The 16,518-nt window shown below is 62.6% G+C and carries 14 protein-coding genes; 8 read left to right on the top strand and 6 right to left on the bottom strand.

The annotated features are described in order from the left end of the window. Positions 1-26 precede the first annotated feature (26 nt). Positions 27-980 carry a glutathione synthase gene (gene gshB, locus AB5Y94_RS13555; RefSeq protein WP_368205774.1) on the top strand — a complete coding sequence of 318 codons (954 nt, stop codon included), beginning with the start codon at positions 27-29 and terminating at the stop codon, positions 978-980. Positions 981-1,085: 105 nt separating this feature from the next. Here the strand turns inward: gshB and AB5Y94_RS13550 are convergent, their stop codons facing one another. Beyond that, positions 1,086-2,711, bottom strand: coding sequence for a methyl-accepting chemotaxis protein (locus AB5Y94_RS13550; RefSeq protein WP_201881702.1), 1,626 nt, complete (start codon positions 2,709-2,711; stop codon positions 1,086-1,088). Between the two features lie 118 nt (positions 2,712-2,829). On the opposite strand from AB5Y94_RS13550, the gene AB5Y94_RS13545 reads away from it, so the two are divergent. Further along, entirely contained in the window at positions 2,830-3,384 is a 555-nt protein-coding gene (locus tag AB5Y94_RS13545) for a YqgE/AlgH family protein (RefSeq protein ID WP_005303325.1), read from the top strand. A 46-nt stretch (positions 3,385-3,430) separates the two neighbouring features. Then, positions 3,431-3,853 carry a Holliday junction resolvase RuvX gene (gene ruvX, locus AB5Y94_RS13540; protein WP_368205772.1) on the top strand — a complete coding sequence of 141 codons (423 nt, stop codon included), beginning with the start codon at positions 3,431-3,433 and terminating at the stop codon, positions 3,851-3,853. Positions 3,854-3,898: 45 nt separating this feature from the next. Here ruvX and dtpB read toward each other — a convergent pair whose 3' ends face one another. Together dtpB and blaMOX are read right to left on the bottom strand one after the other, a co-directional pair. After that, complete coding sequence (gene dtpB, locus AB5Y94_RS13535) at positions 3,899-5,401, bottom strand: dipeptide/tripeptide permease DtpB (RefSeq protein WP_368205770.1); 1,503 nt, start codon at positions 5,399-5,401, stop codon at positions 3,899-3,901. Between the two features lie 555 nt (positions 5,402-5,956). Next, the gene (blaMOX, locus tag AB5Y94_RS13530) at positions 5,957-7,108 is read right to left on the bottom strand and encodes a CMY-1/MOX family class C beta-lactamase (RefSeq protein ID WP_362847510.1); all 1,152 of its coding nucleotides are present in this window, start codon (positions 7,106-7,108) and stop codon (positions 5,957-5,959) included. Between the two features lie 218 nt (positions 7,109-7,326). Between blaMOX and AB5Y94_RS13525 the strand changes: the two genes are divergently transcribed. From AB5Y94_RS13525 to AB5Y94_RS13515, 3 genes are read left to right on the top strand one after another with little or no spacing between them, the layout of a single operon-like run. After that, complete coding sequence (locus AB5Y94_RS13525; protein ID WP_362847513.1) at positions 7,327-8,247, top strand: AAA family ATPase; 921 nt, start codon at positions 7,327-7,329, stop codon at positions 8,245-8,247. Beyond that, a complete protein-coding gene (locus tag AB5Y94_RS13520) occupies positions 8,247-9,233 on the top strand; it encodes a DUF58 domain-containing protein (protein ID WP_362847516.1) in 987 nt (328 codons plus the stop codon). The genes AB5Y94_RS13525 and AB5Y94_RS13520 overlap by 1 nt, the downstream gene beginning before the upstream one ends. Then, positions 9,220-11,193, top strand: coding sequence for a DUF3488 and DUF4129 domain-containing transglutaminase family protein (locus tag AB5Y94_RS13515; RefSeq protein WP_368205767.1), 1,974 nt, complete (start codon positions 9,220-9,222; stop codon positions 11,191-11,193). Before AB5Y94_RS13520 ends, AB5Y94_RS13515 begins: the two co-directional genes overlap by 14 nt. A gap of 324 nt (positions 11,194-11,517) precedes the next feature. Here the strand turns inward: AB5Y94_RS13515 and AB5Y94_RS13510 are convergent, their stop codons facing one another. Then, positions 11,518-12,960: a sodium:alanine symporter family protein gene (locus AB5Y94_RS13510; RefSeq protein WP_005298492.1), complete on the bottom strand. Its 1,443-nt coding sequence runs from the start codon at positions 12,958-12,960 to the stop codon at positions 11,518-11,520. 742 nt (positions 12,961-13,702) lie between these two features. Here AB5Y94_RS13510 and tal point away from each other — a divergent pair. Beyond that, positions 13,703-14,653, top strand: a complete 951-nt coding sequence (tal, locus tag AB5Y94_RS13505) for a transaldolase (protein WP_010633233.1) — start codon at positions 13,703-13,705, stop codon at positions 14,651-14,653. Positions 14,654-14,813: 160 nt separating this feature from the next. Next, complete coding sequence (locus tag AB5Y94_RS13500; RefSeq protein ID WP_005298488.1) at positions 14,814-14,996, top strand: DUF3545 family protein; 183 nt, start codon at positions 14,814-14,816, stop codon at positions 14,994-14,996. Between the two features lie 51 nt (positions 14,997-15,047). Here the strand turns inward: AB5Y94_RS13500 and AB5Y94_RS13495 are convergent, their stop codons facing one another. Then, a complete protein-coding gene (locus AB5Y94_RS13495) occupies positions 15,048-15,596 on the bottom strand; it encodes a hemerythrin domain-containing protein (protein WP_005298486.1) in 549 nt (182 codons plus the stop codon). Positions 15,597-15,755: 159 nt separating this feature from the next. Further along, positions 15,756-16,424: a uracil-DNA glycosylase gene (ung, locus tag AB5Y94_RS13490; RefSeq protein ID WP_017765029.1), complete on the bottom strand. Its 669-nt coding sequence runs from the start codon at positions 16,422-16,424 to the stop codon at positions 15,756-15,758. Positions 16,425-16,518: the final 94 nt, after the last annotated feature.

Genomic DNA, 16,518 nt, shown 5'->3' with positions numbered 1-16,518 from the left:
GGGCGCCCATACAGAAGGAAACTCGGATGACCATCAAACTTGGCATCGTGATGGACCCCATCTCGTCTATCAACATCAAGAAGGATTCGAGCTTCGCCATGCTCGAAGAGGCGCAAAAGCGCGGCTATGAACTCTTCTATCTGGAGATGAAGGATCTCTACATGGAAGGGGGCCGCGCCTTTGGCACCATGCGCCCCCTCAAGGTGCGCCACGACTATCAGCACTGGTTCGAACTCGGTGATGTGGTCGATCAGCCCCTGTCGAACCTGGACACGATCCTGATGCGCAAGGATCCGCCGTTCGACACCGAGTTCATCTACGCCACCTACATGCTGGAGCGCGCCGAGGACGAAGGCTGCCTCATCGTCAATAAGCCGCAGAGCCTGCGCGATGCCAACGAGAAGCTCTACACCGCCTGGTTTGCCGAGCACACCCCGACCACGCTGGTGACGCGCCGCGCCGACAAGCTGCGCGCCTTCCACGCCCAGCACAAGGACGTCATCCTGAAGCCGCTCGACGGCATGGGCGGCGCCTCCATCTTCCGTATGAAGGAAGATGACGCCAACGTCGGCGTCATCATCGAGACGCTCACTGCCCACGGGAATCAGTACTGCATGGCGCAGACCTATCTGCCCGCCATCAAGGAGGGCGACAAGCGGGTGCTGGTGGTGGACGGCGCGCCTGTGCCCTACTGCCTGGCCCGCATTCCGGCCCAGGGAGAGACCCGCGGCAACCTGGCCGCCGGCGGCCGTGGCGAGGCGCGCCCCTTGAGCGAGTCTGACTGGGCCATCGCCCGCGCGGTCGGCCCGACACTCAAGGATAAGGGGCTCATCTTCGTCGGGCTCGACATCATTGGCGATCGCCTGACCGAGATCAACGTGACCAGTCCGACCTGCATCCGCGAGATCGAGGCCGCCTTCCCGGTGCACATCAGCGCCATGTTGATGGACGCCATCGAGCGTCGGCTGGCCAAGGCTTAAGCCGTCCCAGCCCAGCAGTGACGACAGATGATAAATAAAAGAGGCGGCCCCGGGGCCGCCTCTTTTCTATCCATCCATCAATCCATCTATCCAGCGTCAGTCACCTCAGCAGCGGAACTGCCCCACTTTCTCCTTGAGATCCCCCGACAGCTGCTCCAGCTCGTGGCAGTTCTGGTTGAGCTGGGTGGCCGCCCCGGTCGACTCGGTCGCGATATGGGCGATGTTGACCACGTTGCGGGTGATCTCCTCGGCCACCTTGCTCTGCTCTTCCGCCGCCGTGGCAATCTGGGTATTCATCTCGTTGATCACGTTGACCGAGCTGACGATCTCGCCGAGCGCCTGACCACAGGCCAGCACGGTACGGTTGGACTCCTCCACCTGCTCCAGCCCCTGCTCCATGCTGCTGGCCGCCTGATTGGCCCCCTGCTGCAACTTGACGATGGTCTTGCCGATCTCTTCGGTGGAGCGCTGGGTACGCTGGGCCAGGGTGCGCACCTCGTCGGCCACCACCGCAAAGCCACGCCCCTGATCCCCTGCCCGCGCCGCCTCGATGGCGGCGTTGAGGGCCAGCAGGTTGGTCTGCTCGGCGATGCCGCGAATGGCGTCCATCACGCTGCCGATGTCCCGGCTGTCATCCGCCAGCTGGGTGATCATGGCCGCCGTGTTCTGGATCTGGGAGGAGAGGTGTGACATGCGCGCAATGGCATCCTCCACTATCTGGTGGCCGTGCCGTGCGCTGTCGTCGGCATGGCGGGCCGCATCGGCCGCCTGGTTGGAGCTGTTGGCCACCTCGGCCACCGTGCTGCTCATCTGGTTCATGGCGGTCGCGGTCTGATCCGTCTCCGCCTGCTGCTGGGCAAACCGCTGGCGGCTCTCGACCCCGATATGGGCCAGCTGGGCCGATGCCCTGGCAAGCTGCTCGGCAGTCTCGTTGATCTGGGCGATGAGGCCGCGGAAATGGCGGATCACCTCGTTGAGGGAGTGCGCCAGACTGCCCATCTCATCCTTGCGCAGCACGGGAGCCAGCCGGCTCAAGTCGAGATCCGTCTGCATGCCGCGCAGGATCTGCCCCATGGCCGCCAGCGGCTGGCTGACGCTGCGCCCGGCCCAGATCCCGATGAACAGGACGCAGCCCCCCACCACCACAAACAGCGCGACAAACAGCTGGGTCAGCTGCTGCCTGAGCTGGTTGAGCTCGATCACCTTCTTCTCCGCCTCCTGCAGCTGGAACGCCACCTGCTCGCTCACCGCGTCGCTGACCGGGTCGATCACCTGATAGAGCGGCATGATGGCGGCGGCGAGCGCCGCGTTGTGCTCGCCCGGCGAGCCCTCCAGCAGCCCCATCACCTTTTCTATCTCCCGGTTGGCGGCGGCAAACAGCGCCTCCACCTTGTCCGCCCGCCTGCGCTCCTCGTCACTCATGTCATGGCTGCGATACTGGCGCCAGATGGTGGCGATCTCCTGCTGGGCGGCGCTCATGTCGGCCTTGGAGCGGGCCGGTTCGAAGCCCCCGACGTTGGCCTTGTTGGCGGCATCGATCACCTTGACCGCATAGAGATCGGCGATCTGCTTGAGCTCCTTGAGCTGGACCACCTCACCCTGATACATGGCGTTGATGCCGGTCATCAGCCGGGACATCGCCTGGGTTGCTCCTATGACCAGCAGCAACAACGCCAGCAGGGGAACCACACAGCCCAGGATCAACTTCTGCCTGATTGAAATACCTTCCATGGCTTTCTCTCCACTGAAACAGATTGACTGGTCTGAGCCGGCCGCCCAAAAAGCGGTTTTGCCAGACGAAGCGAGCTGCCATAATTGACTGCAAATACCTTTGCAATATTTGGCCCATATGCAAACACTGCAAAATCACTTCCTGCTCGCCATGCCGAGCCTCACCGACCCCTATTTCGAGCGCTCGCTGGTCTATCTGTGCGAGCACAACGAAGAGGGCGCCATGGGGCTGGTGGTCAATATTCCGGTGGACATGTCGCTGGAGACCATGCTGGATCAGCTCAAGCTGGCACCGCCCGCCAACCCGGAACTCAAACAGCCGGTGCTGCAGGGGGGGCCGGTTCACGCCGATCGCGGCTTCGTGCTGCACAGCTTCCGCCCCGGTTTCAACTCCACCCTGCAGGTGGGGGACGAACTGATGGTCACCACCTCCAAGGACATACTGGAGACCCTGGGTACCGAGGAGGCACCGGCGCACTGGCTGGTGGCGCTCGGTTACGCCGGCTGGAGCGCGGGGCAACTGGAACAGGAGCTGGTGGACGGCGCCTGGCTGGTGATCCCCCCCAATCCGGATCTGGTGTTCAAGACCCCCATCCACCAGCGCTGGCAACGCGCCGCCGCCAGCATCGGGGTCAATCCCGTTCACCTGTCCAGCGACATCGGCCACGGCTGATGCAATCTGCTGTGCAATTTGCGACGCATTCTGAGGAAATTACCCAATGTCATCACGCAGTATCATGGGCTTTGACTACGGCACCAAGAGCATAGGGGTCGCCATCGGTCAGGAGCTCACCGGCACGGCCAGCCCGCTGCGCGCCCTCAAGGCCAACGACGGCATCCCCAACTGGGACGAAATAGACAAGCTGCTCAAGGAGTGGCAACCGGACCTGCTGGTGGTGGGTCTGCCGCTCAACATGGACGGCACCGAGCAGGAGATCACGGTGCGCGCCCGCAAGTTCGGCAACCGCCTGCACGGCCGCTTCGGCAAGCAGGTGGAGTTCAAGGACGAGCGGCTCACCACTACCGATGCCCGCGCCCGCCTGTTCGAACAGGGTGGCTATCGGGCGCTGGAGAAGGGGAGCGTGGATGGCGTCTCCGCCCAGCTCATCCTGGAAGCCTGGATGGAAGAGCAATACGACTGATCTGCCGGGGTGAGGCGCTCGTGCGCCTCACCCCTTCTGCCCCTCTCAGGCCTTGGCCTGCGACAGTTCTCCCTCCTCGCCATGGCGCTCACCGGCCTGCATCATGCGGTTGAGCCAGGGCACCATCAGCCCCATCCCCCCCGCCACCAGCAGGGTTACCAGACCAATCTTGCCGAACACGTCCGTGTAGATGGGCAGGGTCTGCAGCGGATCCGTCACCCCTTGCGGCACCGCGGTAAAGGTCGCCACATAGCCCCCGAGCAGGGAGGCCATCGCCTGGGTCAGGAACCACATGCCGAGGATGAAGCCCATCAGCCGCTGCGGCACCAGCGCCGCCACCATGGCCAGCCCCAGGGCGCTGATCATCAGCTCCCCCAGACTCTGGAACAGATAGATGAGCACCATGAACCAGGGTGAGGTGAGCCCCTGCGCATCGGCAAACCAGATGCCGGACGCCGCCGCGGTGAGAAAACCGAGGGAGCAGAACAGCATGCCCAGGGTGAACTTGAGCGGCATGGTGAGATCCCGCCCCTGGCTGCCCAGCCGGGTATAGATCATCGCCAGCACCGGGCTGCCCAGCACTACCCAGAAGGGGTTGAGCGCCTGGAAGCTGACCGGGTTGACGGTCACCCCCAGCATTTCATGGTGCATGTTGTTGATGGCAAAAAAGTTGAGCGAAGTCGGCATCTGGGCATAGAGCACGTAGAACACCACCGCCTCCAGCATCAGCACGAAGGCCACGTACATCTTGTTGCGCCCGACGCTGTCGAGCTTGAAGGCCTCGCGAAAGAAGAAGACCACCACGGCCAGGGTCACCGTCATCAGCACCATGTTGGCGATCACCACGTGGTGCATCAACCAGGCGCAGAAGAAGACCAGAGCGACCGAGCCCAGCAGCACCAGCAGCAGCTTGCCGTAGTCGAGCGGCAGGTGATCGGGGGCCGAGCCTATCCCCTTGACCATGCGGCGGCAGGCGAAGAAGGTGAGCAGGGCGATCACCAGGCCAACCCCGCACAGGTTGTAGGTCACTGTGTAGCCGTAGTGATCGGCCACCACGGGAGCCAGCGACAGAGAGATGAGCGAACCGACGTTGATCGACATGTAGAACAGGGTGAAGGCGCCATCCAGCCGGGGATCACCGGGCTCGTAGCACTTGGCGAGCAGGCTGGCGGGGTTGGCCTTGAACAGGCAGTTGCCGACGGCGATGGTACCCAGTGCATAGAAGATGAGGTCGGGGTTGTAGATGGACATGCCGGTCATGAAGTAGCCGATGACCAGTACGATGGCCCCCAGCACCATGGTGCGCTTGGTCCCCAGAATATGGTCACCCACGTAACCGCCCACCGAGATGAGGCCGTACACCAGCGCCGAGAAGGCACCGAAGGTGATGAAGGACTGCTCCTGGGAAAAGCCCAGCTGCTGGACGAAGAACACCGCCAGCAGGCCCTGGACGCCGTAATAGCCGAAGCGCTCCCAGAGCTCGACGAAGAAGATCATGAAAAAGGGTTTGGGTTGTTGCAACAACCCGGTCGGGGTGGATGGACGCATGCTAACCTACCTGTCTGTATGTATTTTCTTATTCATATGAGCGGCCCCGCAGCCGGGTTGGCCAGGGGTCGCAAGCTTGCTGCCGCGATGCAGACGAAAGGGGGAACAGGCCGGCTGGCCCGGATGGGGTGATGCTGAGGGGGCGATGGTTTTCGCCATGCCATGAACCTCCCTGCTCGGGTCATCGACCCCTTGCTGGCGGCAGACCGAATATCGGTGGGCAACCAAAAATGGGGATCGAACGGACCTTCCTCTCCTGCCGCGACTCGCTTCCAGTCAAGATGGCCCGGCATTCACCGCATAACGTTAAAACATCGAGCAATCATCACTATTTATGATAATTAACTACATATGAAGCAAGTAAGCCGTAGATCACACTTGTAACTACACTATCAGTGAAGTTTTCTAATGCAGCGGAATTAGTTTTGTTAATCTCAAACGGGTCTTTGTTTTGCTGCTGCCCCCAGACCAGATGACAACGCCGGGCAAAGCCCGGCGTTTTTCAGAACAGGTGGGTCGCGGCAAATGGTGCCGTGACCCGCGGCCAGTGCCGACTCAGGGAGCCAGCTTGCTCAGGATGGCGTGGGCCGCCTTTACCCTCTCCTGGATGGGGTAGTTGCGGTTGGCCAACATGACGATGCCCACTCCCTTGGCCGGCACGAAGACCACATAGGCGCCAAAGCCGTTGGTCGAGCCGGTCTTGTTGAAGAGCCGCTGGCTCCCCATCTCCTTCGGCGCGGCCGTCGTCGGATTGGCCTTCATGATCACCTGGGCCGAGTTGCCTGCCAGCAGCGCCTGCTCGCTGACCGGATAGGGGTAACTCTCCCAGCCCAGTCCCTGGGTCATCCCGCCTACCGAGTAGTGCCCCTGGTGGGTCAAGGCGATGGCCTGCTGCAACCCCTTGTCATCCACCCCGTTGACGTTGGCCTTCACGAAAGCGAGCAGATCCGCCGAGCTGGTCTTGATGCCGTAGGCCTCATCGGCCAGCATGCCGGGATTGACCCTGATGGGCTTGTCCTCTTTCGAATAACCATAGGCGTAGTTCGCCATCGCCTGCTTCGGCACATTGATATAGGAGTGATGCATCCCCAGTCCGGGCAGCAGGGTCTGCTCCATCAACTGGGCAAACGGCTGCTGCAGACTGCTCGCCGCCAGATAGCCGAACAGGCCGATACTGGGGTTGGAGTACTGGCGATGGCTGCCCGGCTGATAGGCCGGCGTCCACTGGCGATAGTAAGCCTGCATCTGCTCGAGCGATTCCACCTCGTCGGGGAATTGCAGCGGCAGGCCCCCGGCACTGTAAGTGGCAAGCTCGGCCATGGTGATGCCATCAAAGACGGAGTCCTTGAGCCAGGGGGCGTGCCGGCTTGCCTTGTCATCGAGTTTCATCGCCCCCTTGATGACGGCGTAGGCCCCCAGGGTTGCGGTCAGAGGTTTGCTGACCGAACCGACCTCGAACAGGGTCTGCTCGCTGACCTTCTTCCCCGTCGCCAGCTCGGCAACTCCGTAGTTGAAGTAGTGAGCCTTGCCATCCTTGAGCACTGCCACCGCCATGCCCGGGATCCGTTGCTCTTTGAGCAACGGTTGGATGCTGGCATCTACCACGGAGCGCAGGGGCTCGGCCGGTGAAATGGCTTCGGCATGGGCCAGACCGGTCCACATCAGAGTGGCCACGGCCCCCCACAGGATGGTTTTTCGTTGTTTCATAGAACCCTCTCCTAAATCTATATGTAGGTTTGCTGACTCAATAACTAGCAGTGGTGAGAGCATATCTTCGAATAATGTGTGGAATATGAGGTTCTGTGAAGCCGATGTGAAGTTGCCAACCAAACCATCCAGATTCAATGAGTTATCCATGACTTGTCCCCCTTGTCATGCTACTGGCGTATAAGCTGTAGGGGCAACGACACCGAGGGGAGGCACCCGTGCAGACACAACCACAGATAACCCGGCTGCTGACGGCGCTGGAGCAGGTGATCCTGGGCAAGCCGCTGCAGCTCAAGATTGCCCTGGTGACCCTGCTGGCTCGCGGCCACCTGCTGATCGAGGATCTGCCCGGCATGGGCAAGACCACCCTGGCCCACGCCCTGGCGCAAGTGCTGGGGCTCGACTGCCGGCGGGTACAGTTCACCGCCGATCTGCTGCCGGCCGACCTGCTGGGGCTGCAGATCTTTGACCCCCAGCAGCAGCAGTTTCGCTTTCACCCCGGCCCCGTCTTTGCCCAGGTGTTGCTGGCGGACGAGATCAACCGCGCCAGCCCCAAGGTGCAGAGCGCCCTGCTGGAGGCCATGGCCGAGGGCAAGGTGAGCATCGAGGGGCAGAGCCACCCGCTACCCTCCCCCTTCTTCGTCATCGCCACCCAGAACCCGACGGATCAATCGGGCACCTACCCCTTGCCGGAATCCCAGCTCGATCGCTTCGCGGTGCGCCTCTCTCTGGGCTTTCCGACCCCGGAGGCGGAGCGGCGGCTGCTGCGTGGGGGCAGCCAGAGCGCTCCCCTCGAACGCCAGCTCGATGCCGCAGATCTTGCCGCCCTGCAGGCCGAGGCGGCGCAGATCCACCTCGCCGATGCCACCCTCGACTACCTGCTGGCACTGGTGCAGCAGAGCCGCTTCGACACCGAGCTGCCGCAGCCGCTCTCACCCCGCGCCGCCCAGACCCTGCTGGCGGTGAGTCGGGCCTGGGCGCTGGTGGCGGGCCGCCGCTTCGTCAGCGTGGAGGATGTGCAGGCGGTCTTCCCCTATGTGGCCGAGCACAGGCTCAGGGGGAGCTTCGGGGTGCAGCGCGGGGAAGCCTGCCCGCTCAGCCAGCGCCTGCTGGCCCGGGTCGATCCGGATCGCCCCTGATGAACTGGCACCAGCGCAGAGCCAGGTGGCAGCAAGGCTGGCTGGTCCGGCGCATCCCGCCGGCGCGCCAGCTCACCCTGCAGGGGCGCTGTCTGTTCATTCTGCCCACCCGGCTCGGCCTCTGCTATCTACTGGTGATGCTGGCCATCTATCTGCTCGGCACCAACTACCAGAACAACCTGGTATTGCTGCTGGCCTACGGCCTCGGCAGCCTGTTCATGGTCACCATGTGGCTCACCCACCGTAACCTGCTGGGGTTGGCCCTGCTGGGGGGGCCTGCCGTGCTGGGAGAGGTAGGCAGCCCCTTACCCATGCGCATCACGGTGCGCAGCGAACGGCCGCTGCAGGCACTGCAGTTTTCCCTCAATGAAGGGCGGCTCTGGCTGGCGCAGGTGGATGCGGTGCCCCAACCTCTGCTCCTGCCGGTGCTGGGTACCCGGCGCGGGCGACTGCCGCTGGAGAGGCTGCGGGTGGAGAGCCGCTACCCCCTCGGCCTGTTTCGCTGCTGGTCGCTGCTGGATTTGCAACTGGAGGGCTGGCTCGCCCCGGCCCCGGCGTACGGCCCATTGCGCGGGGAGGCCGCGACCGACGCGGCGGGCAACCGGGGACAACCCACCCCGGCCTCGATGGGAGATTTCGACATGCTGCGGGCCCACCAGAGCGGGGAGCCGCTCAGCCGGGTGGCCTGGAAACAGCTCGCCCAGGGGCGCGGCCTGCTGGTGAAGCAGTTTTGCGAGCCGGGGCAGGATGATACCCACCTCTCCCTCTCCCGGGTTGGCGGCCAGGATCTCGAAGCGAGGCTGGCGGTGCTCGCCTGGTGGTGTGGCGACTATGCCAAACGGGGCATTCCCTTCAGCCTGACCCTGGCGGGCCGGACGCTGGGGCCGGACAGCGGCCCCGCCTTTTTGCAGCGCTGCCAACTGGCACTGGCCCGCTTCGACGCCCGGGAGCCGATGCCGGAGACAGACCTCGATGCTGCTCGATAACCGGCGCCTGCTGCCGCTGCTCGCCCTGCTGCAGTTGCTGCTGATCCCGGCCCTCTGGCCCCAGCTGCAGCTCTGGGTGATGGCAGTCTCACTGCTTGCCCTTGGCGTGCGGGCCATGATGCTGTTGCGGGGCTGGCGCCCGCCGCCCGCCGCAATGCTGGCACTGCTGGCCATACTGGGCGTGGCGCTGCTGGGCTGGCAGTGGCGCCAGCTCGGCACCCTGCCGGCCCTCATCAACCTGCTCTGGCTCGGCTACGGCCTCAAGCTCATCGAGGTACGGCGGGAGCGGGATGTGGAGCAGGTGCTGCTGCTCGCCTTCTTTCTGGTCGCGCTGGCACTGGTGCAACGGCAAAGCATGGGGTGGGCCCTGGCGATGGCGGGGGCGCTCTGGCTGGCAGTCACCACCCTGCTGGCGGCGGTGCAGCCCCTCGGCCGACGGCTGTGGCTGCGCGCCGGCGTCACCCTGCTGCTGGCCGCGCCCCTGCTGCTCACCCTGTTCCTGCTGCTGCCAAGGCTACCGCCGCTCTGGCAGATGCCAAGCAGCAACCGCGCCCTCTCCGGCCTCTCGGAGGAGGTGGCCCCCGGCGACATCAGCGAGCTGGTCAACTCCTCCGAGCTGGCTTTTCGCATCAGCTTCGCCTCAGCGCCCCCCCTGCCCCAGGAGCGCTACTTCCCGCTGATGCGCCAGGAGCTGTTCGATGGCCGCCGCTGGTTGTTAAGCGATGAGGTGCGCCGCTGGCAACAGTCCCAATCCGTGCAGACGCAGCCGGCGGCAAACTCGACCACCCCGCTGCCTGCCGGCGGCTATCAGGTGATCGCCGAGCCCCAGCGCCACCGCTGGACCCTGGCCCTGACCGATCCCGAGGTGCTGAGCGGCCCGGTCACCTTGAGCCCCCTCGCCACCCTCTATCGTCGCGATCGGGGGGATGGCCGCATCAGCTACCAGGTCAGCACGGCCGCCACGGCGCCGCCAGCCAGCCAGGCGACCCGCCAGCTCAACCTGCAGTTGCCCGCCACCGGCAACCCCAAGGCTCGGGCCCACGCCCTGATGCTCAAGGCCCGCCATCCGACGCCGGAGGCGCTCGCCGCCGCCCTGCTGGGCGAGTTTCGTCAGGGCGACTTCTACTACACCCTGCAGCCACCACGGCTGGGGCAGGACGGGGTGGATGATTTCCTGTTCGAGAGCCGGCGCGGCTTTTGCGGCCACTACGCCATGGCCACCGCCTTCGTGCTGCGGGCGGCCGGCATCCCGGCCCGGCTGGTGACCGGCTACCTTGGCGGCGAGTGGAATCCGAGGGGCAACTATCTGGAGGTGCACCAGTTCGATGCCCACGCCTGGGTGGAGTATCTGGATGAGCAGAACAGCTGGCAGCGGCTCGATCCCACCGCCGCGGTGGCGCCCCAGCGCATCGAGGGGGGCATGCCGGCGGCCCTGGCTGGTGAGTTCGCCGCCGCTGACCCGCTCTCTTTGCAGCGCTATCGCAACTGGGCCCTGCTCAACCAGCTGCGCTGGTGGGGGGCCAACCTCGATTATCAATGGACCCGCTGGGTACTCAACTATGATGCGGCCAGCCTGTGGCAACAGCTGGGGCAACGCTGGCCGGCGCTCTCAGGCCATACCCACTGGCTTATTCTGGCCGCCCTGTCGGGGGTGGCGACTCTGGTGGGCGGGCTGCTGCTCTGGCGTGGCCCGACCCCGGCGAGACTGCGGCTATGGCAGCCCCTGCGCCGGCGCGCCGCCCGCCACGGCTGGCAGCCCTTGGCCGGGGAGAGCCTGGCCAGCTGGTGCGAGCGCCTCGCCGATCTCAGACCCTTGCTGGCGCGGCCGCTGCGACAGGGGGCCTGGCTCTACCGGCGCTGGCGTTATGCCCCTCTGTCACCCACGCAGCGCCAACGCACCCTGCGCCAGTTGCGGCGCCGGCTGCGCCAAATCTGCCGGCGCTGGGATGCCCACAGGTGACGGCAGTGTAGCGTCAACACACCTTGCACAAGGTACGGCGCCGGCTACGTCAGGTCTGCCGGCGCTGGGATGCACACGGCTGACGGCCAGGCAGCGTCAACATACCTTGTGCCAGTTGCGACGACGACTACGTCAGATCTGCCGGTGCTGGGATGCCAACAGCTGACGGCAGTGTAGCGTCAACACACCTTGCACAAGGTACGGCGACGACTGCGTCAGATCTGCCGGCGCTGGGATGCCCAAAGGTGACGACGATGAAACGGCGCCCAAACAAAAGGGGAGCCCATGGCTCCCCTTGTTATCAGACAACGGCGACTGCGAGGCTTATGCCTGCTTGCTGTTTTGCGCCGGATTGTCCCAGATACCCTCTTCCAGCTGGCTGCGGATCTCGGGGTACTTGTTGGCATCGAAGGTGGGCAGCTTGCCCAGCTTGAGCTGGTCGTTGTAATCCTTGGCCAGCTTGATGGCCACGCCCGAGAGCAGCAGGATGGCCACCAGGTTGACGATGGCCATCAGCCCCATGGAGACATCCGCCATGGCCCACACGGTCGGCAGCTCGCCCACCGAACCGAACATCACCATGCCCAGCACGAACAAGCGGAACAGCATCAGGCCGCCCTTGTGGTTGTGCTCGAGGAACACCAGGTTGGTCTCGGCGTAGGAGTAGTTCGCCACGATGGAGGTGAAGGCGAAGAAGAAGATGGCCGCCGCGATGAAGATGTTGCCACCGCCACCGATCTGGGAAGAGAGCGCCCGCTGGGTCAGCTCAACACCTGTGATGCCTGAGCCAGGCTCAAACTGGCCGGACATCAGGATGATGGCGGCGGTACAGGTACAGATGACGATGGTGTCGAGGAACACCCCCAGCATCTGCACATAGCCCTGGGAGGCCGGGTGCGGCGGATAGGGAGTCGCGGTCGCGGCGGCGTTGGGGGCGGAGCCCATGCCTGCTTCGTTGGAGAAGAGGCCGCGCTTGATGCCGTTGATCATCGCCTGAGAGATAGCGTAACCCAGCGCACCCGAGCCTGCCTGCTCAAGACCGAGAGCGGACTTGATGATGAGGCTGAACACGCCCGGCAACTCGTGAATGTTGACCAGCACCACGAACAGCGCCATCAGGATGTAAGCCAGTGCCATGAAGGGCACCACCAGCTCGGCGAAGCGCGCGATGCCGCGGATGCCACCGAAGATGATGAGGCCGGAGAGCACCACCAGTGCCAGACCGCTGACCCAGTCGGGAATGCCGAACGCCACGTTCATCGCCAGGCTGATGGAGTTGGCTTGCACCGCGTTGAACACCAGACCGAACGCCAGGATCAGGCAGAGCGAGAACAGCACCCCCATCCAGCGCATGCCGAGCCCCTTCTCCATGTAGTAGGCGGGGCCGCCACGGTAGTTGCCATCCTCATCCTTGACCTTGTAGAGCTGGGCCAGGGTGCTTTCGACGAAGGCGGTCGCCATGCCGATGAAGGCGATCAGCCACATCCAGAAGATGGCGCCTGGGCCACCCAGATAGATGGCCACCGCCACACCGGCCAGGTTGCCGGTGCCGACGCGGGCGGCAAGGCTGGTACAGAGGGCCTGGAAGGAGGAGATACCGGCCTTGTCTGATTTGCGGCTGTTGCGCAAAACGGAAAACATGTGGCCGAAGTGGCGGACCTGGATAAAACCCAGACGGAAGGTAAAGAAGATGCCGACGCCGATGAGCAGGTAGATGAGCACGGCTCCCCACATCAGGTCGTTAATCATTGCGATCAAGGTGTCCATATTTCTCTCGTTGTTATCACATCCATGGTCAGTCTGCGCTGACCCCTTGCTGTCGATTTCTGAATTTGCGGTTCACTAAAGGGGCGGAATCTAGCATAGCGAAGGAGTTCAGAATAGTGATCGGGATCACTGCGGAAACAAAAAACGAGCGTTTTAGCGCAATAAAGCTTCATTTAACTCGCAAAATTTCAACAAAACTGAGAATCCAATCAATCGGCCAACAAATTAGGCCCATAAGAAAACCTTTTGGCAATTATCTACATAGAGGTAGAAGCGGGAAAACGGAGGCAAACCATTACGCAAGCGTTTACCCATCGGGGATGCCAAAACGGCCCGGTTTCGCCAAACGTTTTACACGTAATAAAATTTCAAGTGGCTGACCACACAATTTATGTGATCGAGGGCACAAAACAGATAATCAACCAAAAAAGTTGTTTTTGACGAAGGATAATTTCAGCGACAAAAAACAGATAAAAGTCGTTTTTTATCAAACACTTTCATCCACTCCTTCCCGCCTGCGCCAGGGAGTGGCTGATAAGCATACAGCCCCCCCTATTGCAGGATGTGCCACATCCGTATTAATTAGGCAGGCAATGACGATGGGGCCTGCCCATCGCGCTTTTCTGAGCTTGAGTCGCCGGGATTTTGTAATTTTATTTCAGAACTGTCGTCTCACGCCCGCCACCCCCGAGCCTGCGTCCTCACCAAGAGAGTGCGCCCTCATAAAGAGATGATATTTGCCATGGCCGATAAATTAACCCAGCTGAAAGCCCTGACCACAGTTGTCGCCGACACCGGCGATATCGAAGCCATCAAGCGCTACCAGCCCATCGATGCCACCACCAACCCCTCTCTGGTGTTGAAGGCATCCGAGATCCCCGAGTACGCGGCGCTGATCGAAGACGCAGTCACTTGGGCCAAGGCCCAGAGCCAGGACAAGGCACAGCAAATCATCGACGCGGGCGACAAGTTGGCGGTCAACATCGGTCTGGAAGTGCTGAAGATCGTCCCGGGCCGCATCTCCACCGAAGTAGACGCCCGTCTCTCCTTCGACACCGAGGCCAGCATCGCCAAGGCCCGCAAACTGATCCGCCTCTACAACGACGCCGGCATCAGCAACGATCGCATCCTGATCAAGCTGGCCTCCACCTGGGAGGGGATCCGTGCCGCCGAGGTACTGGAGAAAGAGGGTATCCAGTGCAACCTGACCCTGCTGTTCTCCTTCGCCCAGGCTCGTGCCTGTGCCGAAGCCGGCGCCTTCCTGATCTCCCCGTTCGTGGGCCGCATTCTCGACTGGTACAAGGCCAAGAACGGCCGTGACTACACCGCCAGCGAAGATCCGGGCGTGGTCTCCGTCACCTCCATCTACAACTACTACAAGCAGCACGACTACCCGACCGTGGTCATGGGTGCCAGCTTCCGCAATACCGGCGAGATCCTGGAACTGGCCGGCTGCGACCGTCTGACCATTGGCCCGGCCCTGCTGGAAGAGCTGAGCAAGGCGGAAGGTGCCGTGGTTCGCAAGCTGGACTACACCGGCGAGCGCAAGGCCAAACCGACCCCGATGACCGAAGCCGAATTCCGCTGGGAACTGAACCAGGACGCCATGGCTCACGAGAAACTGGGCGAAGGCATCCGCATGTTTGCCATCGACCAGGGCAAGCTGGAAACCATGCTGGCCAGCCGCCTCTGATCACTGCGCCATCTGCCGACAAAAACCGGGTTCCCGCAAGGGCACCCGGTTTTTTTATGGGCGCAGGATCCGCTGTCATGGGTTCGTCACGAAAACGTTTTATTTTCAATTCCGGTATGTTATACGGATGGTGAAAACGAGAATAACCAAGGAGGGAGCCATGGAAATGTTCAACTTCGATTATGAAGATGTAGTTGAGCTCGGTTCACGTAGCCGCGGGACAACGGGAAAAAAACGTAAATGGCGTGAGATAGAGGCGTTGAAAGACAAGCATCGCCTGCAGAAGGAGCTGCAATCCATCGACATCGCCTACGAAGGTCTCTCAGACGAGATCGAGTTGTAAAAACAAGGCCCCGGTTAACCGGGGCCTTGTTTTTCAAGAGAGTGTCGATCCTCAGGAAGAGAGCGGCAGCGACAGGCGTCTGGCCAGATCCTGAAAGTGCTGGCTGATCTCGGGCCCGAACAGGGGATCCCCGATGGCGCGGTTCTGCCAGACCTGCTCGAGATGACGCCAGTCATCCTCGGTCAGCGAGTCGCGCAGATGGGGGAAGATGACCCCCTCTTCGTAGTTCATGTGCGCCTCCTGCAGCGCCACGAACTGCTCCAGCTTGGCGGTGAACTGATCGAGCGGAATGACCGCATCCATCAGGATCATCTCCACCATCTCCCTGAGCTCGGCACCGGCCTCCACCAGCTTGGCATGCTCCAGTTGCAGCCGGTTGGCCACATCCCCTTCCACTACCCGGTACTTGAGGTAGTAGTCATAAATGATGTCTTCCTTCGGATGGTGATACTTGTCCGATACCTCCCGCAGGTAATCCACCACGTCGCGGATCAGGAAATAGCTGACCCTTTCTTCGCTGCGAATTGCGGCCAGCTTCTGCTTGAGCAGACCCAGCAACCGGGCGATGTTGAGATGATCCTTGTGCAGACTCGCTAACATGGGCACTCCTTGCGCTGAAATGAGACGATTCTGATCCGAGTATACGGCCATTTATCGCGCCAACTTTGCACTCAATCAAGTCAGCTGCAGACAAAACGGCCAGTGGCGCATGCTGCTCCACCCTCCCGACGGAGCAAATCACGGCTGTCTGCCCCCGCGTTATTCGCAGACCGAGTGCCAGTTGATGGGGCTCATCCCCTGCTGGCTCAGCAAGCGGTTGGTCTCGGAGAAATGGCCGCAGCCGATGAAGCCGCGGTGGGCCGAGAGCGGGCTCGGGTGGGGAGCGCTCAGCACATGGTGGCGGCTCCGGTCGATGAAACGTCCCTTCTTCTGGGCGTGGGCGCCCCACAGCAGGAAGACCACCCCCTGACAGCTGGCATTGATCTGCTCGATGACCCGGTCGGTGAAGGTCTCCCAGCCCAGATGGGCATGGGAGTGGGCCTGGCCCGCCTGCACCGTCAGCACGGTATTGAGCAGCAATACCCCCTGGGTGGCCCAGGACTCCAGAAAACCGTGATTGGGTGTGACAAAACCCGGCAGATCCCGCTGCATCTCCTTGTAGATGTTCACCAGCGAGGGAGGCGTACGCACGCCGGGCAGGACGGAGAAGCAGAGGCCATGGGCCTGGTTCGGGCCGTGATAGGGATCCTGACCCAGGATCACCACCTTGACCTGATCCAGCTCGGTCAGCTTGAAGGCGTTGAACACGTCGGTGGCCGGCGGGTAGATCACCTTGCCCGCCTCCCGCTCGCTCCTGACGGTCGCCAGGGTTGCCTTGAAATAGTCCTGCTCCTTCTCGGAGCCAATCACATCAGTCCAGGTCAGCACCCCAATCTCCTCATTGAATCTGTCGGGGGAGGCGCTTATTTCGACTCGGCCGCTCGTGCGTGCAGGCCGATGCGCCTCTCTCCTCGATATACAG

It is taken from the genome of Aeromonas sp. s5 (genome assembly GCF_040907865.1).
Taxonomy (GTDB): Bacteria; Pseudomonadota; Gammaproteobacteria; order Enterobacterales; family Aeromonadaceae; genus Aeromonas; species Aeromonas dhakensis.
Note: the sequence above shows the minus strand (reverse complement) of the source record. Positions and strands in the feature narration are given on the sequence as shown.